Below are 21413 nucleotides of genomic sequence, written 5' to 3'. Positions count from 1 at the left end.
GTTCAGTGCATCAGAGTTCATGTCGAGAATGTGACGCGCGACACGCCGAAGTGGTCACGCAGCCCGCGATCAGCCGAGACGCTGACCTGCAAGTTTCGTCAAAGTGACTCACGCTATCTCGGGATAAGTGTTTCCGTCGGCCACTAGGTGTAAAACTATGTGTGCATTACCGGCATTGACGGAATAGCGCACGTAACGGAGAACACAAATAAATGGCAACTATAGTGGCAGATTTCTGGACGACGAAAGACCTTGCGAATCGGTGGGTCATCTCTGAGAGGCAAGTTCGGGACATGGCCGCAGCCCGTGAAATACCAGCATTGCGAGTGGGCAAGCTTTGGCGTTTCCCCGTGACCCGCATCGAGGCTTGGGAACGTTCAAACCAGCGCTAAATAGCTCTTTGCTTGCCGTCCCGCCGATTCGTATTCTCGGGCTACGTTAAACCGAAATCCGCTGTCTGGCGGTCGTGTCCGGATTCATCGGCCCGTTGAGGTCTATTTGTTGCGCAATTTTGAGGCTCTCAGTTGAACGCTGAGGGCCTAAACGCGATACCTGAATAGGTAGGAAGGGGTGCTGTGACCCCCGAAGAAATTAAAGCGTGTCAGCGTGCCCGCGAGTTCAGGGTGTTGGACGAAAGGGAGGCTAAGGAATCGCTCGGAGCGTGGGGTGGTCGTCTGGTTGAGTTTCGTGAAGCCGGGCTGGTCCCTGCGCAGCCGGTACGCCGCCCTGGCGGATTCGAGACATTTCTGTACATCCAGCGAAATCTGCGTGAGCACGTTTTCGGTTGGTTGACGGAGGACGAAGCGCAGCGGATCACGGGCCGGAAGTCTCGAACCCTTCGCAGGTGGCGTCAGGATGGGCTCGTTGAGGCGCGCCCGCTTGGTCGATCGTGGGTGTACCGCAAAACGTCGCTCAGGACTGCACATGACGCGATGGTGCAAAACATGCAAGCATCCCGCGAATTGCGCTCCTGACCAGCGTGTGGCCGCGAAACATCCTGCCGTTCTTATGATGTAAAGAGGTGTTGCGCTTCCGAGCCTTGCACCGAGTCTTTCATTCGGGCTGTTATCCGCCCGGTCCTTAGCCCTCAACCTGCAAGCTCCTGGAAGGGAGTTGATCCACCATGTCCGCTGCAAATCCAGCAGTGCTGTCCGCGGCCGGTCGCTATAGGGCGGCCACGCTACATGGCTCACCCGACGAAGTCGTCGCGAGGCGCAGACAAGAACTCTTGCTCGCACGGGCTGTCCATTTGCTCGAATCTTCCGGCATCGCCCCCCTGGCCGAAGACCTGGTTAGCGAGCTGGTCGCCGCCGCACGAGGTGCCCACTGACCGTGGACGCACAACCGAATAGGAAAACCGATATGAATGATCGCCCATATATTGCAAATGATTTCGTGGTCGCTAAGCGCTGGTCCAAGAATCTGGACATGGATCTATTCAGGGTCATATTCACTCAGTCGTCACGGGAGTTCACTGTGAACCTGGATGAGATGCAACGTCTGGCTGAAGTGCTTGACGACGTACTAAGCAAGCACAGCAAATAACCCCGCTTTCCCGTAAATCCCTCGCATACGAAACAGAGTGCCGCACGTGGCGGACGAACCGAACTTATGAGCTGAAGGAACGACCCATTGGGAAAATACACAAACCTTGTCGCGGAGATGAATCTAGCGGCTACACCGGTTGCACCACTTGCACCGGTTCCACCGGTACCACCGGGAGTGGTATTGGATGAGGTGCGCGACTGGCTTGCACGCTTCATCACACCACTGAACGAAACCGACCTTGACCTACTCACACTGTGGGCTGCACATACGCACCTGGTCGAAGAGACCTACACGACGCCCCGCCTGGTCCTCGACTCCCCAACGCACGGATCAGGAAAGACCACGGTCCTCGAGCACCTCCTACGGATATGCCACGACCCGCTCCAAGCCGCTTCGCTGTCGTCACCCTCGCTACTGACTCGAATGCTCGACGTTGGCATGCGAACCGTGCTGATCGATGAAGCCGACCGGTCCCTGAACCCCAAGAACGAAGGGGTGGGGGAGCTAATCGCAATCATCAACTCGGGGTACAAGAAGGGCGGGACGCGGCCCGTTCTCGTGCCGGCGAAAGAGGGCGGATGGGTTGCCCAGGAGATGCCCACGTTCTGCCCCGTTGCGATGGCAGGGAACAACCCCCAGCTACCCGACGACACCAGGTCACGGTGTGTCCGTGTGCTGCTGATGCCCGACGCGCAGGGGCTAGCCGAAGAGTCGGAATGGGAGTACATCGATGACGATGCCCGCCTCATGGGTGGGCGGCTAGCGGCGTGGGCTGACGAAGTCCGCGACGTTGTGCGGCTAGATCGCGCTGAACTCCCCGAGGGAATCAGGGGTCGATCGAAGGAGCGGTGGAAGCCGTTGAAGCGTGTCGCGAATGCGGCAGGTGGGAAGTGGCCCGGCGTCGTGGATGAGCTTGCCGTCACGGATCGGGAGTTGGCGAAGATGGAACTCGAAGAGGGGTACGTGCAGGAGAAGCCCACCGTTGCTGTTGTTCGGCACATCGCGCAAGTCTGCACTGAGGACGAGGTGTTCATTCCGACCAAAGAGCTGATCTCTCGCCTCGTGGCCCACGCCCCCGAAGCTTGGGGTGAGGATGTTATGCGGCAGCGCTCGGAGCTGACCCCTCAACGCCTGTCCCGGATGCTGCGCGAGGGCTACATGATTCAGCCGACGCGCAGCGATGGTGGGCGCGGTGCCCGCGGCTACCTGTTGGCGAAGTTCGCGGTGCCGTTTCGTCGGTTGGGGATTAGCGCCCCCGGTATAGCCGGTGCAACTGGTGGAACCGGTGGAACTGGTGGCGAACGCCCGGTGGGTGTGTGGTTGGGGTCTGGTGAGCCGGTGGTGCGCCAGTGAGTCACGTGTGCATGATCTGCTGGCCGCTTTGTAAGCCCGCGCCTGAACCACGACCACCCGAATACATCGAACTCCAACCAGCCGATCTTGTGATTAAGGGCAAGTTGCGACCCGGACAGATTCCACGCTGCCAGGGGGGGACCACCTCAGACCCACTGACACGGGCACGGCAATGTGTCAGCTTCTCTCTCCACCAGGTGAAACGAATGGACCTATCCAGAAGGACGTACCAATGACGGAAGTTGCTGCCCCAGAAGGGCTGTTGGAGGCCGGTAAACGGCTGTGGGGTGCACTCTCGGACGAGTTCGAGTTGTCCCCGCACGAGTTGGAGTTGCTGCGGGAGGCCGCGTCTACTGCCGATCAGATCGCTGCGTTGCAGGCGTTGGTTGAGTCGGATGGGCTGATGATGGCTTCGCCGCAGGGGCAGAAGGTGCACCCGGCTGCTGTGGAGGCCCGTCAGCAGAGGATTGTGCTTGCTCGACTCCTGGCCGCTCTGCGTATCCCGGCTGAGGAGGACGACGAGTGTGGGCCTGTTCGTGGTGGTGCGCGTGGTGTGTATCGGGTGAAGCCGTGAAGCGCAGGCGGTCCGGTGTGAGTTCGCCGCCCAAGTATCTGCTGGAGTTCGATGAGGCTGAGTGGTCGGGTGACTCTCGTGCTGAGAAGGTGTCGGCGTGGACGTCGGCCCGTAAAGCCTGGTGTGAGGTCAACGGGTGGCCTGGTGGGTTTGTGGTGATGCTGCGCGAGCACGGCCCGGAGCGGCGGAGGTAGCGCTGGCTTTCTCTGTGGCGGGCTTAGTTGAGCATCATGTGTGTGGAAAGGCTGCGCCCTACCCGGGTCAACAACTTCGGTTCTTCAAAATCAGCTTTGAACCGCTTCATTGCAGCTTTCTGAACGTCAGCAATTTTGCGATCGTATGCGGTCACCAACTCCTTCGTGCGCTCACTATCGACCTTTTCCTCGCCCTTGCTGTGTTTTCGGTACTGCGAATTCACCTCGTTGAAGGCCCTGCTGAGTCTGAGGAGTTCTTGCCTGACCGTGTCATCCGTGATGATCAACATGCATCTGACGATGGCCCGACGGATGGAGCCTTTCTCTTCCAAGTACGCGATCTCTGTCTTGGTAGCGTTCTCCCTTGCCTCGTCGCTACTGGGGGGCCTGCGGAGTGCAATCTGTCCGTTGGCGGCACTGACTAGGGTCGTCGTGAAATCAAGGCCTGCGTCTAGGAGTGCTGCGATCGACTCGCGTTGCTCAAGCCGGTGTCTGTCGGTGCGTTCAATGGTCAGGCGCCGGTTTCCGACTCGGGTCGTTATCCAGGCAACGGTGAGGGTCGCTCCAACTGTCATAAGGCTTCCCCACCCGGGCGTCCAATACATTCGACCACTCTCTCACCAGTCGATGGTCGGGGTTATTCCGGCATCTGGTCGCGGGTCACTCAGCGTTCGCACGGGATTGGGTTCGCATCCTGAGCATGGTGGGACATTGATTGTGGTTCTGCAGCGGCGGCAGTGATATGTCCTGTGTCCACCGGTCAGCGCTGTGTCGCAGGCGCGCAAGGTTGCCAACCGACCAGGCATTGGTATGCGGCGAGTGCCCGTTGTCCGCAGGTGTCAGGAAGGTCTCTCGACCTCGCTTGTCAGTCTCTCAGTTTACGCTGGGTCGAACAAATGTTCTATCTAGGGGACGCGCCCGAGGGTTGTGCCGAAAGGAATCAAACGGTGCCGTAGCATGTTGATCAAATCAAGTCCAACTGTGGATAAACTTGTTGAAAACCTGGGGATAGCTGCAAGCGGAGAGGAGCATCTGATGGTTACTGCTCTCGACGTTGCGGGGTTCGTCTACAAGCGCATGGGGTGGGTGGATGCGTGGAAGCTGGAAAAGCTGACCTACTTCGCCCAGGCATGGCACCTCGCGTGGGACGGGCGAGCGCTGTTCAAGGATGACTTCGAGGCATGGCAGGACGGCCCGGTAGTGCCGAAGGTTCATCGGGTCAACAAGTACGACCGTCCTCGCGAATTCGGAATCTATGGAACTGTCCTTCCTGGAGCGAACCCTGAGGCCCTGAGCGCTGAATCGCAGCGGATCGTGGAAGCGGTGTTGGAGTTCTACGGTTCGATGGAAACTCAGGATCTGATCGAGCTGACCCACATGCATTCGCCGTGGATCAAAGCCCGTGGAGAACTGGGCAAGCACGCAATGAGCAGTGAGACGTTGTCGATCGCGGAGATGCGTCGGTGTTATACGGCAAAAGCGATGACTGGGGGCGATGATGTACCACCCCCACCATCGCTAGCGCCGGTACCCGTCGCGGGTGGGGACCTCTATCAGTCTGCGGTTGATTCCGAGATTGAGCGGTGGAGTGACACCTTGGCCCTTCTCGCTGAGCGGTGACCTTCTGTTTACCTGTTGAGGACGTCATTACGACGAACAGGAAATTGACGAAGGAGCGCCATGCCCTTTTGGACAGGGGAAAGCTAGAGGGAGCGCTAGCCCGTCCTATGCATACCTGGGAGGGGCAGCGTCTCCATCCGACGCTGTTCCAGCGGGCAGGTGCGCTCTTGGATGGTCTGGTTTCCGCGCATGCGTTCGAGGACGGCAATAAGCGAACTGCGTGGTTGTCGAGCAACATCTACCTGGGCGCTTTCGGGGCGCCGCTCCGTAAGGTGGACCCGTTAGAGGCTGCGGATTTCGTTGAGGCGGTCGCGTTGCATCAGCATGACGTGTTGGGCATCGCGATTTGGTTCTCGGACAGATTGGCTTAGTCATTCTCGTCGTTCTTGTGTCGGTGGGCGTCGGTAGTTTTGTCGCCAGGTGTGGGGCCACCGAGGAGGGAAGCCTTGATGGTCCCCACCTCATCCCGTCACGGTAGAGACGGAGTTTGTTGTTGAAGAACTGCTGAAGTTCGTCCGTACCGTGTTCGACCGATACAGAGCGGCCCCGGTTCCCTCAGATGAGGATTCCGGGGCCGCCTTTATTGCGTTCAGAGTCAGTCGACCAATCCCGACGACATGAACCACTCCGATGCCTGTTCGCCGAGAGCGCGGGCGAGGCACATCACCTCAGGCATGTAGAAGTCGGTCGTTCCGTCCAGGCGGGCTTGCGCGTCACTGAGGGGGAGTTCGAGCCATTCGGCTGCATCGGCAACGGTCTTGTTGTTGCGTGTCAGTGCGGCGATGGCCCGGGTGACGATGTGGGCGTTGAGTGCCTGGAAGTCGATGCCGGTGTTGATGGTGGCGGTCACGTTGGTTCTCAGTTCTGTGAAGGGGGCAGGGATACGCCCCCGGTCTGTTTTCGGGATGGTTGAACGTTTCGTTACGCGGTGGGTGTGGTCCAGGGAAGGAACGGACTAAAGGCAGAAGGCTTGGAACCTCCCAAGCCCTACCTCCCAATTTCCGCTGACCGTTGTTCCGCTCCACGACCTCTAGCCACTCGCGCCTGAGAGCGTGAGCGGCTGTCGGTTGATCCTCTGGCTGATGATCAGTCAGCTAGGGGACTCCCCGAACCCGGTTCCGGGGATTGTCAGCACGATCAACAGGAGGCCGCTGGTTAGCGTCGGGCTGGCCCTGAGAACGACGTGGAGCGTCTACAAGGTCAGTGGTGCACGTTGCGGCACTTGGTGCAGTGCACGGGCACAGGCGGGGCAGGCGGATTCACACTGACCACGTATGTTCCGCATACGGCGCAGTACAGGTCCGCGAGGCTGTTGAGGCGGTCCGTGATTACCTGGAGGTCGGAGTCGGTAAGCACTGCTATCTGCCGATACTGGGAGGGGTCGTAGCCGTCCAGTTCTGCATGGTGCTCAAGTTCACCCAGGGTGAGGCCGGATGCGTCCATTACCTCATTGGGGGTGACGTTGAGGAGGTCTGCCACCTGGTTGATGCTGCGGGCGTTCATGCTGCCCACCCGAGGTGGATGCAGGCTTTGAGGACTCCAAGACTGCCTGCGTACACGCTGAGGACAAGGGCCGTCGCGGCTAAGAACTCACGCACACGGGCCGGTTTGTCAGGGGATGCAGATACACTGCGGCTACGGTTCAAGGCGGGTCACTTCCGTCGGGTTCCGAGGCCCTAGTTGAGAGGTGCAACTCTCACTGGGGCCGATTTGCTGTGTCCGATAGCATCGAATAAAAGAAGCCCAGATGACACGCGGGGGATATGCGAGAGAATCCCCAGGTCATACGCGATAAACCCCAGCTAGGAGACTTACGGCGTGGCCGAGTTCATTTACACGATGAAGAAGGTGCGCAAGGCGCACGGTGACAAGGTCATCCTCGATGACGTCACGATGAGCTTTTACCCCGGCGCCAAGATCGGTGTGGTCGGCCCGAACGGCGCGGGTAAGTCCAGCATCCTCAAGATCATGGCGGGGCTGGATCAGCCGGGCAACGGTGAGGCATTCCTGGCTCCCGGTGCCTCCGTCGGAATCCTGATGCAGGAGCCCAAGCTCGACGAATCCAAGACTGTTCGCGAGAACGTCGAGGAGGGCATGGGCGAGACCATGGTCCAGCTCAAGCGGTACAACGAGATCGCCGAGCTGATGGCAACCGACTACTCCGACGAGCTGATGGAGGAGATGGGCAACCTTCAGGAAAAGCTCGACCACGCCGATGCCTGGGAGATCGACTCCCAGCTCGAGCAGGCCATGGACGCTCTGCGCTGTCCGCCGCCGGAGGAGATGGTCACGCACCTTTCCGGTGGTGAGAAGCGCCGCGTCGCGCTCTGCAAGCTGCTGCTCAGCAAGCCCGACCTGCTGCTGCTCGACGAGCCCACCAACCACCTCGACGCGGAGAGCGTCCTGTGGCTGGAACAGCACTTGGCGGCCTACCCCGGCGCCATCCTGGCCGTCACCCACGACCGGTACTTCCTCGACCATGTCGCGCAGTGGATCTGTGAGGTCGACCGCGGCCGCCTGTACCCGTACGAGGGCAACTACTCCACCTACCTGGAGCAGAAGGCCGCCCGGCTCGAGGTCCAGGGCAAGAAGGACCAAAAGCTGCAGAAGCGCCTGAAGGAGGAGCTGGCCTGGGTCCGCTCCGGAGCGAAGGCCCGCCAGGCCAAGAACAAGGCTCGCCTCGACCGGTACGAGGAGATGGCGAACGAGGCGGAGAAGACCCGCAAGCTGGACTTCGATGAAATCCAGATTCCGGCGCCGCCGCGCCTCGGTGACGTGGTTGTCGAGGTATCGAACCTCGACAAGGGTTTCGACGGCCGTGTGCTGATCAAAGATCTGTCCTTCACACTTCCGCGGAACGGAATCGTCGGCGTCATCGGTCCCAACGGTGTCGGTAAGACCACACTGTTCAAGACCATCGTCGGTCTCGAGGAACCGGATGCGGGTGAGGTGAAGATCGGTCAGACCGTCAAGCTCAGCTACGTTGACCAGAACCGCACCGGGATCGACCCCGACAAGACGGTGTGGGAGGTCGTGTCGGACGGCCTCGATCACATCGTCGTCGGCCAGACCGAAATGCCGTCCCGCGCGTACATCAGCTCATTCGGCTTCAAGGGACATGACCAGCAGAAGCCTGCCGGTGTGCTCTCCGGTGGTGAGCGGAACCGGTTGAACCTGGCAATGACCCTCAAGCAGGGCGGCAACTTGATCCTTCTCGACGAGCCGACCAACGACCTCGACGTCGAGACGCTCGGCTCGCTGGAGAACGCGCTCGAACAGTTCCCCGGCTGCGCCGTCGTGATCTCCCACGACCGGTGGTTCCTCGACCGGACCTGCACGCACATCCTCGCGTGGGAAGGCGGCTTCGGTGACAACGAGGCCGCCTGGTACTGGTACGAGGGCAACTTCGAGGGCTACGAGGAGAACAAGGTCGAACGCCTCGGACCGGACGCGGCACGTCCGCACCGTGTCACGCACCGCAAGCTCACCCGGGACTGACGTGGGGGAGCCGGCAGTCTTCACCTACGAAGTGCAGGTGCGTTGGGGCGACTCCGACAGACTCGGGCACGTCAACAACACCCGATTCGTCGAGTACATGCAGGAAGCGCGGATCCATTTCCTGACGACGGAATTGGCCGCTGCCGGTGCGCGTCCCGGTGCGATGGTGGTGCGCAAGATGGACGTCGAGTTCCTGCGCATCATCACCGACGACTCCGGTCCGTTGAAGGTCGATGTGACAGTGCAGCACGTGGGCACCTCGTCGTACACGATTCGGCATGTCGTCACCGACCGATCCGGGGCAGTGTGCGGGACGGGTGACGCCCTGCTGGTGGCCTTCGACGTCAAGACCGAACGCTCACGCCCGCTGTCCGACGCCGAACGTGCCGGGCTGGGGCGTTACCTCGCACCGGTCAGTACCGGCTGACCAGCGGGGTACGCGGCGGCCTGAAGTTCACCCTCCGTTCCGACCGCCGCGGGATAGTCTCGAGGAGTACTTCCCGCGGCGATCGGACGAAGAGGATGTGATCACCGATGACGGAATCGGCAGCGCTGAGGGATGCGGAGTGGGCCCGGAACCTGCCCGAGGCGCTGAGATCTCAGGTGCCGGCCCTCGCTGCCACGTACTTTCGCCATGTCGATCGTGGCGACAGTGAAAGCGCGGTCAACGGTGCCTCCGACGCCGTGCTCGCCGCCCACCTGACACTCGCGCTGCAACGCCCGCCGGAGCGAGCCGTGACCCGGGTGTATCGCCCCGGAGACGGCCACCACCTCGGCGCATCCCTGCAGATCGTCAACGACGACATGCCGTTGCTGGTCGAATCGATCACCGGGCTGCTCAACCGACTCGGTATCGGCATCAGCGAATTCGTCCACCCCATCATCTCGGTACACCGCGATCCCATCGGCGCACTGCGCGGAATTCTGCTCGGCGACAAGCACGCTGACACCACCGAGCATCGCCTCACCGAGTCCTGGATTCACGTCCAACTCGACCCCCGCGCAGAAGCCACCGTCCTGGACAGGCTGGAGACGGAAGTCGGGAACGTCCTGTCGGATGTTCGCCAGGTGGTCCGGGACACCGACGCCATGCGGACTCTCCAGCGGAACCTGGCCGACCAACTCGAGGCGTCGGCGCCGAGGCCGGGCGCGACGAAAGAAGACTTGGAAGACTGCGCCGACCTCCTTCGGTGGATGTCGCAGGGCAATTACGCAGCTCTGGGATACCGCCGATTCGAGCTGGGCGAGCCTGACTCGTCAGGACAGCGGAAACTGGAGGTCGTTCCGGGGAGCGGACTCGGACTGCTGCGGTCCGACACCGTCACCGACGGACAGTTCGGCCTGCCCTCGGCGGCGGAGATTCCAGACCGCCCGCTGCTGGTTCTGACCCAGGGGTCGTTTCCGGCCACCGTGCACCGCTCGGTGTACCCGTTCTATGTCGGGGTGAGCATTCTCGACTCGAACGGCACCATCGTGGGCGAGCACCGGTTCCTCGGCGTTTTCACGGTCACCGCACTGCACGAGAACGTCCTCGACATCCCGGTCATCGCACGCCGCGTGCGTGCAGTGATCGATCGGGCAGGCTTTCAGCTGAACTCGTACTCCGGGCAGGCCATGCTCGAGGTCATCCAATCGTTCCCGCGGGCGGAACTGTTCTCCAGCGACGCCGACACGTTGTTCGACACCGTCACGGCCGTGCACAGCATCGGGTTGCGCCGGCAGCTCCGTCTGTTCGTGCGGGAAGACTTTCTGGGCAGGTTCGTCTCCTGCCTGATCTACCTTCCCCGGGACCGATACACGACGCGCGTGCGGATCGCGATGCAGAACATTCTCCTACGGGAATTGGGCGGGGGCACGCTCGAGTACACCGCCCGGGTCACGGAACTCGACCTTGCGCTGTTGCACGTCACCATCCGCAGGACTGCTGAGGAGATGGGCACCAGACTGGCTCCGTCGGACGCCGATCGTGAGCGCATCCAGGCGATGCTGTCCGAGGCGAGCCGCAGCTGGGACGATCATCTCGGTGATCTCGTCGCGGTCACACCTGGCGCGGATTCGGTTCTGGTGCAACGTTATGCGGACGCTCTTCCGGAGGGGTACAAGGAAGACTTCGACCCCGCGCGTGCTCTGGACGACCTGGTTCGACTCGAAGCTCTGGACGAGGGCACGATCGATCTTCATCTCTACCGTGACCCCGACTCCGTGGTCGGGCACTGGCGTCTCACGCTGTACGTCGGGGGTGAGGGAATCTCGCTGAGCAAGGTGCTTCCCGTCCTGCAGAGTCTGGGAGTCGAGGTACTCGATGAACGGCCCTATGCGGTTCCGCGGCCGGACGGCTTCAGTTGCTGGATTTATGACTTCGGGCTATCGGTTCCGGCTGAGTTGCTGCGCGATTCGGTGGAGGACGACCTGGACGCCGAGTTGGCGGACGAGGGTGCGAGCTCGGCGCCGAAACTGCAGGAACGGTTCACCGAAGCTTTCACCGCTGTGTGGTTCGGACGTGCCGAGGCGGACCGGTTCAACGAACTGGTCCTCCGGGCCGGGTTGGCGTGGCGGCAGGCGGCAATTTTGCGCGCGTACGCGAAATACCTTCGGCAGGCCGGGTTTCCTTACAGCCAGTTTCACATCGAGGGCGTGGCACTGGCCAATCCGCGTTCGGCGTGCACCCTGGTCGAACTGTTCGAGGCCATGTTCGATCCCGAAACTCCGTCCGTCGAACGGGTGTCCGAGCTCGAGACGCGACTGAGGCACTTCATCGACAGAGTCGTCAGCCTCGACGCGGACCGCATCCTGCGGGGTCTCTTCGGGCTGATCCAAGCCACCTTGCGTACCAATTACTTCGTCACGGACGAGGCCGGCAATCGACGCGAGTATCTGTCCGTCAAGCTCGATCCGTCGAAGATTCTGGAGCTGCCGAAGCCGCGCCCGAAGTTCGAAATCTTCGTCTACTCACCGGACGTCGAGGGCGTCCACCTACGATTCGGGTCGGTAGCCCGCGGTGGTCTTCGCTGGTCGGACCGACGCGAGGATTTCCGCACCGAGATCCTGGGCCTAGCCAAGGCGCAGGCCGTGAAGAATGCCGTCATCGTGCCCGTCGGTGCAAAAGGCGGATTCGTCGTCAAGAACTCGCCGGTTCCCACGGGCGATGCGGCGCTCGACCGGATGCAGGCGCTCGAGGCCGGTCAGAACAGGTACCGCACCTTCATCTCCGGGCTGTTGGACCTCACCGACAATGTCGACCAGGTGTCGGGCAAGGTGGTGCCGCCCCCCGGGGTCGTGCGCCGGGACGGTGACGACCGGTATCTGGTCGTCGCCGCCGACAAGGGCACCGCCAAGTTCTCGGACCTCGCCAATTCCGTTGCCCAGCAGTACGGATTCTGGTTGGGTGACGCCTTCGCATCCGGTGGGTCGGCGGGATACGACCACAAGGAAATGGGCATCACCGCGCGGGGCGCGTGGGAGAGCGTGAAGCGGCATTTCCGGGAAGTGGGGCTGGACACGGCGCGCGAGGACTTCACCGTCGTCGGTGTCGGGGACATGAGCGGTGACGTCTTCGGAAATGGAATGCTGCTGAGCCGGCACATTCGTCTGGTCGCGGCATTCGACCATCGCCACGTTTTCCTCGACCCCGATCCTGATGCAGCGCGGTCCTTTGCGGAGCGATCCCGCCTGTTCGCTCTGCCTCGTTCGTCGTGGGCCGACTACGACACCAGCCTGATCAGCGACGGCGGGGGCGTGTGGGACCGGACTCGCAAATCGGTTCCGATCAGCGCTCCGGCACGCGCAGCTCTCGGGCTGGACGACACGATCACCGAACTGTCCCCGCCGGAACTTGTCCGTGCCATCCTGCGGGCACCGGTCGACCTGTTGTGGAACGGCGGCATCGGCACATACATCAAGGCCTCGGGCGAAACCAATGCGATGGTCGGCGACAAGAGCAACGACGCCGTCCGGATCGACGGCAACGAGGTGCGTGCCCGAGTCGTGGGGGAGGGTGGCAACCTCGGAGTGACCGCTCTGGGGAGAATTGAATACAGCCAGAACGGTGGACGAATCAACACCGACGCCATCGACAACTCGGCAGGGGTCGACTGCTCCGACCACGAAGTGAACATCAAGATCCTCCTCGATTCCCTCGTGAACAGTGGCGCGTTGCCGTCCGAGGAGCGCAACCCGCTCCTGGCCTCGATGACCGACGAGGTCGCCGACCTCGTCCTCGCCGACAACGTCGCACAGAACAATCTGCTCGGTGTCTCACGGACGAGTGCGGTACCGATGCTCACCGTGCACCGGCGGCAGATCGCCGACCTGGTGAAGCGGCGCGGACTCGATCGGAAAATCGAGGTGCTGCCCACCGACGCCGAGATCACGCGCCGCCGTCAGGCCGGTCAGGGCCTGACGTCGCCGGAACTCGCCACGCTCGTCGCCCATGTGAAGCTGGCGCTGAAGGATGATCTCCTCGCCACCGACCTGCCCGACAGCGACACGTTCGCGCCGCGCCTCCCGCGCTACTTCCCGAAAATACTGCGGGAGCGCTTCCGGACAGCGATCAAGGCGCACCCCCTGCGCCGGCAGATCGTGGCGACCATGCTCGCGAACGAAACCATCGACAACGGCGGCATCACCTTCGCGTACCGGTTGGCGGACGAGGCCGGAGCGAGCAGCACCGACGCCATTCGTGCCTACGCCGCAGTCACCGAAATCTTCGCCCTCCCCGATGTGTGGGCGCGCATCCGGTCCGAGCACCTGCCGGCCGCACTCGAGGACGATCTGATTCTCGAATCGGGGCGGGTCCTCGATCGTGCGTCGCGGTGGTTCCTCACCAACCGACCGCAGCCGCTGGCCGTGGGAGCCGAGATCGCGCGTTACTCCACCGATGTCCGGAAGATGTCCCCAAAAGTCCCACACCTGCTCAAAGGTCATCAGGTCGAGGACCTCGAAACCCGGGTACGGCCGCTGATTCTCCGCGGGGCGCCCGAGGACATCGCCTTCGAGGTATTCCGCCTGCTCGACCTGTACTGCCTCCTCGACATCAGCGATGTGTCGGACATCGCCGAACGGGACATCGACGAGGTGGCCGAGCTGTACTACGAACTCGACGCCCACCTCGGGATCGACTGGCTGCTCAGCGCTGTCTCCACGCTGGCTCGCGGTGACCGGTGGCATTCACTGGCACGGCTGGCGTTGCGGGACGACCTCTACAGTTCGCTGCGGCAGCTCACGATGGAGGTGCTCCTCGGCGGCGAGCCGGACGAGAGTCCGCGCGAGAAGATCGACGACTGGGAATCGACCAATGCCTCCCGACTGGGTCGGGCGAGGTCCGCTCTCACCGAAATTTTCGAGTCTGGGACCCTTGACCTCGCGACGCTCTCGGTGGCGGCGCGTCAGGTACGCAGCATGGTGCGAGGTGTGGGCACCCGATCGGAGGTATGACGTTGAGCGAGGGTTTTCACGCGGAGGTCGAAGTTCGGTGGTCGGACATGGACGTCTTTCAGCACATCAACCACGCTCGCATGGTCACCTTGCTGGAGGAAGCTCGGATTCCCTGGCTGTTCGAGAATGATCGTCCGACTGTCACGCTGCGCGACGGCGCCGTCGTCGCCGACCTCCACGTTCGTTATCGCGGGCAGCTGCGGCACAGCGACTCTCCACTCGACGTCCTGATGTGGGTGCAGAAGGTGCGGGCGGTCGACTTCACGATCGCGTACGAAGTGCGCCCCAAGGGGGTCGACATATCGGTGCCGGCGTCGATCGTGGCGTCGACGCAGATCGCGGCCTTCGACATCGACACGCAGCGGCTGCGCAGGCTCACCGCCGTAGAGCGCGAGTATCTGGAGAGCTGGCAACGTGCATGAGCGGACCCTGTCCATTCCGGATTCCACGGAGCGGGGTGACCTCGCCACGTTCGTCGCACGCGTCGTCCGTTTGGACGAATCCGCGGTGGTCCGCCTGCGCCAACGGGGCGCGAATCGGCTGACCGTCTGGGCGGCAACAGGATTCGATGTCCTCGCAGTGCGCACAGTCGGTGGGTCCGTCTCTCCGGACGATACGTCCGCCGCCGGTGACCAGCTGCTCACGGCACTGAAATCGGTGAACGCGGGTGAGATCGACCCCGGATACTCGATGGACTCGGCGTGGCGGGGCGCACTGCCGCCCGCGGAGGGTTTCGTGCATATCGACGACGTCCCGGCGCGGGTGCTGGTCGACCTCGCCCAACGCGGAGCCGCCCTGGCGCAGGAGCACGGAAGCAGTCAGGGTCCTCCCGCGTCGCTGCTCGATCAAGAGGTGCTGCAGGTGCACGGTGCCGGGCAGACGGTGGGTGTGGCCATGCGGGTGGTGTTCGCCCTCACAGCACTCGGATTCATTCCGCACGCGGGCTCGGATCGCTTGACTGCCGACATCGATCTCGAGCGCATCGACGCCTCGGAGCTGGTCCGGGTCCGCGCCACCGCGTCGTGGCTGCGGGTGGATGCCCGGTTCGGGTCCGTCTACCGTCACCGCGGCGGGATGATCCCGCTGTCGGTCACCCGGTAACACCTCACGGTGTTCGGAGCGTGCTCACCGCGAGGACGGCAAGTGACGCGACCACTGCGGCCATCCCGATGCCCGCGACGACGGTCAGTTCCTCGCCGAGTATCGCGGTACCCAGGAGCGCCGCGACGACGGGCTCGGTGAGCGTGAGGGTGGCAACCGTGGCGGGCGGGAGACGGCGCAGCCCGGCCGCGAACAGTAAGTAGGCCAGCACCGTCGGAACGAGCACCAGATAGCCGGCCGCGGCGGCCCCCGCTGCCGTGTTGAGACCGCCGGGCCAGGTCGCGATCAGAACGGGCAGCAAGAACAAGCCGCCGAGACCGAACATCTGTCCCATGGCGGCCTCGGGACCCGCCCCAGCTTCCATCAGGGACGAGCCCGCCACCGTGTAGGTGGCGTAGCCGAGGCCCGCGATCAGCGCGGGGACTGCGCCGGCGAGCATGTCGGACGAGTCGGTGTTTGCGCCGGTCCCCGTCACGATCAACGCCATTCCGGCCACCGCGATCACCGTGGACACCGCCCATAACGGGCCGGGCCGGTGTCGATGGACCGCCCATTGGAGTGCGCCGGTGAATGCGGGGCCGGAGCCGAGCGCGATCATCGTCCCGGCCGCGACCCCCGCGCTTTGCACACCACTGAAGAACCCGAGTTGGTAGGCGGCCACACCCAGTCCGCCGCAGACAACCGGCAGGTAGCGACGGGCTCCGGGTGCGCATTCGAATCCGAGGCCTCCCCGTAGCGCCGCGAAGGCGGCGAGAAGAGCCCCGGCTGCGGCTACCCGGGCAGAGCCGACTGCCAGCGGGTCGAGGTCGAACCCGAGTGAACGGGAGGCGAGTGCCTGAGCGGTCCCTGTGGTTCCGAACAGGATCGAAGCGGCGACGACGGCCGCGACGGCGGGGGTGCGCGTCAGATGAGCCACGCAGCAGCGTTAGGGGGCAGCTGCCCGTCGACGAGGGGAGCGCTGCTCAGAAGTACTTCGCCCGGCGGCAGTGAGATGGGTGCATCGGTGGCGTTCAGCGCGCAGATGAGACCACCGCCACGACGGAACGCGAAGCAGCCGGGGGGACTCCCGTACCAGTCGACACCCGGACCGGAGAATTCCGGGCGGAGTTCGCGCAGTTCGAGCGCAGCGCGGTAGAGGGAGAGAGTGGAGGTGACATCCTCGAGTTGCGCCTCCGCCGTGAGCGACGACCACTCCTCGGGCATCGGAAGCCACGTGGACGCGCCGGTCGTGAAGCCGAACGGCGGTTCGGTGCCTTCCCAGGGGAGCGGGACTCGGCACCCGTCACGACCCCGTTCGGTGTGTCCGGAACGCTCCCAGACCGGGTCCTGCAGGGCGTCGTCGGGAAGGTCCACGTTGGGCAACCCCAGCTCGGCACCGTTGTAAATGAACGTGGTGCCGGGCAGCGCCAGTTCGACCAGAGCCATGGCGCGGGCGCGGGCGAGGCCGATCACACCACCGCCGTAACGGGTGACCTCCCGGTCGACGTCATGATTGGACAGCGTCCAGGTGGGCGTGGCACCCACCTGTTCGACCGCTGCCAGGGAATTCTCGATGGCCTCGCGCACGGACTCCGCCGAGAATTCGGCCTCGGCAAGGCGGAAATTGAAGCCGAGATTCAGCTCGTCGGGGCGGATGTACTCGCCGAAGCGCACGTTGTCGCGCACCCAGATCTCTCCGACCGCCATGGCGCCGGGGTATTCGTTCAAGATCTTGCGTATCCCGCGGTGGATGTCATGGACGGACGGGTGGTTGAACCGCGGGTCGTCATCGGCGTTCTGTAGAAGTGCGTTGGTGTCCCAGTCGTGGTCCGGTAAGCCCTCGGGTTTGGCCATTCCGTGGGCGACGTCGATGCGGAAACCGTCGACGCCCCGATCCAGCCAGAACCGGAGCGTCTTCTCGAGGTCCTCGAACACCTCGGGGTTGTTCCAGTTCAGGTCGGGTTGTTCCGCGGCGAACAGGTGCAGATACCACTGCCCGGGCCGGCCGTCGGGCTCGGTGATCCTCGTCCATGCGGGACCACCGAAGATGCTCGGCCAGTTGTTCGGCGGTTCGGAGCCATCCGATCCCCGGCCGTCCCGGAAAATGTAGCGGTCCCGTTCGGGGCTGTTCGGCGACGCCTGGAGGGCCGCTCGAAACCACTCGTGCTCGATGCTGGTGTGATTGGGGACCAGGTCCATCGTGACTTTGATCTGGCGAGCGTGCGCGGCTTCGATCAAGTCGTCCATGGCATCGACGTCGCCGAACAGCGGATCGATGTCGCGAGGATCGGACACGTCGTAACCGTGATCGGCCATGGGTGACCGCATCACCGGGCTCAACCAGAGGGCGTCGACGCCCAGCAGTTCCAGGTATCCCAGTTTCTCTTGCACACCTCGGAGGTCGCCGACACCGTCACCGTTCGCGTCGGCGAACGAGCGCGGGTAAATCTGGTAGAAGACCGCTTCGGACCACCAGGGTGCCGGCTGCATGTCGTCGGCGGACGTTTCGGCGGGAGTACTCACAAACGCCCATCGTGCCAAAGGTTCGCGTGCACCACGAGTCGACCGGTGGAATCGACGCGGCGCCCGTTCAGAACGCGGAGTTCACCATCGACGCCGCAGCCATCTCCATGTAGTCGGTCAGGGCCCGCCGATGTGCGTCGTCCAGGGTTTCCGAATCGATGGAGGCAATGGCCGTGTGCATGCATCGCAGCCAGGCGTCGCGCTCGAGGGGGCCGATCTTGAAAGGGTGGTGGCGCATCCGCAGGCGCGGGTGTCCCCGTTCGTCGGAATAGGTGTGCGGTCCACCCCAGTACTGCTCGAGAAACATCCGCATCCGGCGCTCGGCCGGACCGAGATCTTCCTCCGGGTACAGGGGCCGGACGATGTCGTCCTTGGCGACTTCCTCGTAGAACCGCGCGGTGAGCTTGCGGAACGTCTCCGCTCCGCCCACCGCCTCGTAGAAGGTCTGCTGCACGTCAGTCATGGCATCTCCCATTGTGCACGTGCCTTCGGGGAACTCGTTGCGCCGGATACCCCGGCCGTTCCCGGCAGGGCGGATCCACGGCGGCGTCACCGTCCGTTCATCCGCCGTCCCTGCAAGTTTGTCGAAAAATGGGCGTGCACGGGCAGGCATTTCATGATGCACTTGGTGGCAATCTCTCGGAGGTCGCATGAAGAATCGACACAGCGCCCGCGCGCACCGACAACGTGTGCCCACTGATGCCCGGAGTGCCGAGGTGTCAGGGGCGTTTGCACTACAAGTGATTACCGAAGGCTCCGCGCAGCGCGCAGGGCCTTCTTTCCCGGTCGAGAACGCGGTACCCCTCTGGGTCAAGCGCCGGGTGCTGCTGCTCAATGTCACCTACGAGCCCCTCACCGCCCTCCCGGCCCGACGCGCAGTCGTCCTCATGACCTGCGGAAAAGCCGACACGGTCCACGAAGATCCGCAGGCGCCGGTCGTGCACTCCGAGCAGTGGTCGGTGCAGGTACCGTCCGTGATCCGTCTCCGGAACTATGTCCGCGTCCCCTATCGCGCCCGCATCCCGATGACCCGTGCGGCACTCATGCACCGCGACCGGTTCCGCTGCGCGTACTGCGGGGCCAAAGCAGAGACCGTCGATCACGTCGTTCCCCGCAGCCGCGGTGGGGAGCACTCGTGGGAGAACTGCGTGGCCTGCTGCGCGCCGTGCAACCATCGCAAGGCGGACAAACTCCTCAGCGAACTCGGATGGACGCTGCGGGCCGCCCTGGTACCGCCCTCGGGGCCGCACTGGCGTCTGCTGGCATCCACCAAAGATCTCCATCCCTCGTGGATGCCCTACCTGGGCGAAGGCGCAGCCTGACACTCCGGCCGCTCGCTCGCGGAGAACTTCGGCCCTGACGCTTCGTCGCACACGGTTCTCGGCTACCGTTTGCCGTGTGAGCATTCTCGAGACAGTGCTGATATTCGTAGGAATCCCGGCGTTGATCACCGCTTTCTTCGCGGCGATGTCGTTCGTCGGCAAGAAGACGCCCGGTCCCGTGCCGCCTGCATTCCACCTCGGTGAGGAATGGACGCACGCACCCGTGTTGTGGAGTGCCGTCGACGAGGTGACCACACATGGTCACCACGGGGGGCACCATTCCGCTGTGGCCGGCTCGGCAGATCTGATTGGAGGCAGGGCAAGTGGCAAGTGGTGATCTGATTCCCGCGTCCCGGGTATCCGAGGAAGATCTGCCCGTGGGCCACGTGGTGACGGCCAGTGGCCGGATCTCGGGCGTGCACCGCGCGGGTGAGCCTTTCGAGGACGACCTGCCGTTCACGACGGACGAACTCGTCCGCCTCGACGATGCTCTCACCGAAGGCACCCGGAAGACGAAGGTGCGGTTCAACGCCTACATCGGCGATCTCGGCGTCGACACCGCTGTCGGAGCGGATGCACTGTTCCCGAGCACGCCGGAGGCGGAGCGTTCCGTTCTGATCGCAGTCTCGCCGAACCAGCGGACGGTCGAGATCCGCAGCGGCGTCGCAGTGGCAGATCGAGTGACCGACCGTGTCGCCCAGCTCGGCGCCACCGCCGCCGTCGCCTCGTTCGGCGACGGCGATCTGATCGACGGACTCGTCAGCGCGATCCGCGTGATGAGTGCGGCGATCTCTTCCCCGTAACTCCCGCAGTACCGGCCTTTCAGACGGCCCGGCGAGATTCAGTCCACTGAACCCCGCCGGGCCGTCGGCTGTCGAACGGGTGCCGAGGAGGGGGTCGAGCGCCTTCGCGACGAGGACACTCGACTTCTGTCGGTGGTCGATGCGAACATATGTTCGTGTCGTCGTCTTTGCGCCCCCGGATCTCGAGCGGTCCCGACGCGACCATCCTGCATGCCGACCTCGATGCGTTCTACGCCTCGGTGGAGCAGCGAGACGATCCCAGCCTGCGTGGCCTGCCGGTGATCGTGGGCGGCGGTGTCGTGCTGGCAGCCAGTTACGAGGCAAAGGCCTACGGGGTCCGCACGGCCAGCAGCGCGTCTCGGGCGCTTCACCTGTGCCCGCATGCAGTCGTGGTGCCTCCGCGTATGTCGGCGTACGCGGCCGCGAGCAAGGCAGTGTTCGACGTGTTCGCGCACACCACCCCGCTCGTGGAAGGCCTGTCGATCGACGAGGCTTTCCTCGACGTCGCCGGTCTACGCAAGATCGCGGGGACCCCGGTCGAGATCGCCGCCCGACTGCGCCGCGAGGTGCGCGAACAGGTGGGCTTGCCCATCACCGTCGGCGTTGCCCGCACCAAATTTCTCGCGAAGGTGGCGAGTGCGGTGGGAAAGCCCGACGGCCTGTTGCACGTGCCGCCCGATCGGGAACTGGAGTTCCTCCATCCGTTGCCGGTCGAACGGCTGTGGGGCGTCGGTGCGATCACGTCCGGAAAGCTCCGCGACGCGGGGATCGGGACAGTGGGTCAGTTGGCCCACTACCCGGAAGAGGTGTTGGTCACCATCGTCGGCCCCGCTGCGGGGCACCACCTACACGCGCTCGCGTGGGCCCGTGATCCCCGTCCGGTGGAGGTCGGCCGCAGGCGGAGATCGGTGGGCGCCCAGCACGCCCTCGGTAGACGGCCGAAGTCGCGGGAGGACGTCGACGCTGCCCTCGTCACCTTGGTCGATCGGGTGACGCGCAGGCTTCGCCGCGGTCGACGGGTCGGGCGAACGGTGGTACTCCGACTGCGTTTCGACGACTTCACGCGGGTCACCCGTTCGCATACCCTCGTGCAGCCGTCGGCGCAGACGCAGGCCATTCTTCTCTCGGCGCGGGGCTTGCTGGACAAGGCGATGCCGATGATCGAGTCGAAGGGAATCACCCTCGTCGGTGTCGCCGTCGCGAATCTCGAGGACGATTGCCCGCAGCAGCTGGCGCTGCCGTTCGACCCTTATTCCAGCAGTTCCCTCGACACCACACTCGACAGCGTCCGCGACCGCTTCGGGTCTTCGGCCGTCACGCGTGCCGTGCTCCTCGGCCGGGACCCCGGCATTTCGGTGCCGATCCTGCCGGACTGACACGTCCTCTGACAGGCTCGTAAATCCTCAGCGGACGCTGCGGGGCGAAGGAATCTTTCGGCGCACCTGACGCGTCGAAAGATCCCTTC

General features: G+C 63.6%; 21 protein-coding genes. 15 read left to right on the top strand and 6 right to left on the bottom strand.

Features of this window, described 5'->3' with window-relative positions; translation table 11 throughout:
* The first annotated feature begins 212 nt into the window (after positions 1 to 212).
* The 4 genes from JQT59_RS38460 to JQT59_RS26570 all read left to right on the top strand — a co-directional run bounded on the left by JQT59_RS38460 (position 213) and on the right by JQT59_RS26570 (position 3475).
* Complete coding sequence (locus JQT59_RS38460; RefSeq protein ID WP_213572619.1) at positions 213 to 392, top strand: helix-turn-helix domain-containing protein; 180 nt, start codon at positions 213 to 215, stop codon at positions 390 to 392.
* A 183-nt stretch (positions 393 to 575) separates the two neighbouring features.
* Positions 576 to 974 (top strand): helix-turn-helix domain-containing protein, encoded by a 399-nt coding sequence (locus JQT59_RS38455; protein WP_213572618.1) that lies wholly within the window; start codon positions 576 to 578, stop codon positions 972 to 974.
* A gap of 763 nt (positions 975 to 1737) precedes the next feature.
* Entirely contained in the window at positions 1738 to 2901 is a 1164-nt protein-coding gene (locus tag JQT59_RS26575) for a DUF3631 domain-containing protein (RefSeq protein WP_249354665.1), read from the top strand.
* Positions 2902 to 3133: 232 nt separating this feature from the next.
* Positions 3134 to 3475, top strand: a complete 342-nt coding sequence (locus JQT59_RS26570; protein WP_249353839.1) for a hypothetical protein — start codon at positions 3134 to 3136, stop codon at positions 3473 to 3475.
* Positions 3476 to 3692: 217 nt separating this feature from the next.
* On the opposite strand, the gene JQT59_RS26565 is transcribed toward JQT59_RS26570, so the two are convergent.
* The gene (locus tag JQT59_RS26565) at positions 3693 to 4244 is read right to left on the bottom strand and encodes a hypothetical protein (protein ID WP_213572616.1); all 552 of its coding nucleotides are present in this window, start codon (positions 4242 to 4244) and stop codon (positions 3693 to 3695) included.
* A 382-nt stretch (positions 4245 to 4626) separates the two neighbouring features.
* Between JQT59_RS26565 and JQT59_RS26560 the strand changes: the two genes are divergently transcribed.
* Both JQT59_RS26560 and JQT59_RS26555 read left to right on the top strand, forming a co-directional pair.
* Positions 4627 to 5289: a Panacea domain-containing protein gene (locus JQT59_RS26560; RefSeq protein WP_213572615.1), complete on the top strand. Its 663-nt coding sequence runs from the start codon at positions 4627 to 4629 to the stop codon at positions 5287 to 5289.
* On the top strand, positions 5286 to 5660 hold the full coding sequence (locus JQT59_RS26555; protein WP_249353837.1) for a type II toxin-antitoxin system death-on-curing family toxin: 375 nt from the start codon (positions 5286 to 5288) through the stop codon (positions 5658 to 5660). The genes JQT59_RS26560 and JQT59_RS26555 overlap by 4 nt, the downstream gene beginning before the upstream one ends.
* A gap of 224 nt (positions 5661 to 5884) precedes the next feature.
* On the opposite strand, the gene JQT59_RS26550 is transcribed toward JQT59_RS26555, so the two are convergent.
* Positions 5885 to 6139, bottom strand: a complete 255-nt coding sequence (locus JQT59_RS26550; protein ID WP_213572613.1) for a hypothetical protein — start codon at positions 6137 to 6139, stop codon at positions 5885 to 5887.
* Between the two features lie 350 nt (positions 6140 to 6489).
* Positions 6490 to 6792 (bottom strand): hypothetical protein, encoded by a 303-nt coding sequence (locus JQT59_RS26545; RefSeq protein WP_213572612.1) that lies wholly within the window; start codon positions 6790 to 6792, stop codon positions 6490 to 6492.
* Positions 6793 to 7107: 315 nt separating this feature from the next.
* On the opposite strand from JQT59_RS26545, the gene ettA reads away from it, so the two are divergent.
* The 5 genes from ettA (at position 7108) to JQT59_RS26520 (ending at position 15321) form a co-directional block, all read left to right on the top strand.
* Complete coding sequence (gene ettA / locus JQT59_RS26540; RefSeq protein ID WP_109328817.1) at positions 7108 to 8787, top strand: energy-dependent translational throttle protein EttA; 1680 nt, start codon at positions 7108 to 7110, stop codon at positions 8785 to 8787.
* Position 8788: 1 nt separating this feature from the next.
* Positions 8789 to 9214, top strand: coding sequence for an acyl-CoA thioesterase (locus tag JQT59_RS26535; protein WP_109328819.1), 426 nt, complete (start codon positions 8789 to 8791; stop codon positions 9212 to 9214).
* A gap of 107 nt (positions 9215 to 9321) precedes the next feature.
* Positions 9322 to 14220: an NAD-glutamate dehydrogenase gene (locus JQT59_RS26530; RefSeq protein WP_213572611.1), complete on the top strand. Its 4899-nt coding sequence runs from the start codon at positions 9322 to 9324 to the stop codon at positions 14218 to 14220.
* On the top strand, positions 14217 to 14642 hold the full coding sequence (locus tag JQT59_RS26525; protein ID WP_109328823.1) for an acyl-CoA thioesterase: 426 nt from the start codon (positions 14217 to 14219) through the stop codon (positions 14640 to 14642). Before JQT59_RS26530 ends, JQT59_RS26525 begins: the two co-directional genes overlap by 4 nt.
* Positions 14635 to 15321 (top strand): DUF8010 domain-containing protein, encoded by a 687-nt coding sequence (locus tag JQT59_RS26520; RefSeq protein ID WP_213572610.1) that lies wholly within the window; start codon positions 14635 to 14637, stop codon positions 15319 to 15321. Before JQT59_RS26525 ends, JQT59_RS26520 begins: the two co-directional genes overlap by 8 nt.
* 4 nt (positions 15322 to 15325) lie before the next feature.
* Here JQT59_RS26520 and JQT59_RS26515 read toward each other — a convergent pair whose 3' ends face one another.
* The 3 genes from JQT59_RS26515 to JQT59_RS26505 form a co-directional block, all read right to left on the bottom strand.
* Positions 15326 to 16237 (bottom strand): EamA family transporter, encoded by a 912-nt coding sequence (locus tag JQT59_RS26515; RefSeq protein WP_213572609.1) that lies wholly within the window; start codon positions 16235 to 16237, stop codon positions 15326 to 15328.
* Entirely contained in the window at positions 16225 to 17823 is a 1599-nt protein-coding gene (locus JQT59_RS26510; RefSeq protein WP_213572608.1) for a glycoside hydrolase family 13 protein, read from the bottom strand. Before JQT59_RS26510 ends, JQT59_RS26515 begins: the two co-directional genes overlap by 13 nt.
* Positions 17824 to 17890: 67 nt before the next feature.
* Positions 17891 to 18286: a globin gene (locus JQT59_RS26505; RefSeq protein ID WP_283254015.1), complete on the bottom strand. Its 396-nt coding sequence runs from the start codon at positions 18284 to 18286 to the stop codon at positions 17891 to 17893.
* Positions 18287 to 18473: 187 nt separating this feature from the next.
* On the opposite strand from JQT59_RS26505, the gene JQT59_RS26500 reads away from it, so the two are divergent.
* The 4 genes from JQT59_RS26500 to dinB all read left to right on the top strand — a co-directional run bounded on the left by JQT59_RS26500 (position 18474) and on the right by dinB (position 21324).
* Positions 18474 to 19145: an HNH endonuclease gene (locus JQT59_RS26500; protein WP_201453553.1), complete on the top strand. Its 672-nt coding sequence runs from the start codon at positions 18474 to 18476 to the stop codon at positions 19143 to 19145.
* A gap of 76 nt (positions 19146 to 19221) precedes the next feature.
* A complete protein-coding gene (gene ctaJ / locus JQT59_RS26495; protein WP_109328832.1) occupies positions 19222 to 19482 on the top strand; it encodes an aa3-type cytochrome oxidase subunit CtaJ in 261 nt (86 codons plus the stop codon).
* Positions 19469 to 19948, top strand: a complete 480-nt coding sequence (locus tag JQT59_RS26490) for a DUF5130 domain-containing protein (RefSeq protein ID WP_109328834.1) — start codon at positions 19469 to 19471, stop codon at positions 19946 to 19948. The genes ctaJ and JQT59_RS26490 overlap by 14 nt, the downstream gene beginning before the upstream one ends.
* 149 nt (positions 19949 to 20097) lie before the next feature.
* A complete protein-coding gene (gene dinB, locus JQT59_RS26485; RefSeq protein ID WP_213572607.1) occupies positions 20098 to 21324 on the top strand; it encodes a DNA polymerase IV in 1227 nt (408 codons plus the stop codon).
* Positions 21325 to 21413 lie beyond the last annotated feature (89 nt).

This window comes from Rhodococcus sp. USK13, from assembly GCF_018343855.1.
GTDB lineage: Bacteria > Actinomycetota > Actinomycetes > Mycobacteriales > Mycobacteriaceae > Rhodococcus_F > Rhodococcus_F oxybenzonivorans.
This window is presented reverse-complemented; position numbering and strand designations above follow the sequence as displayed.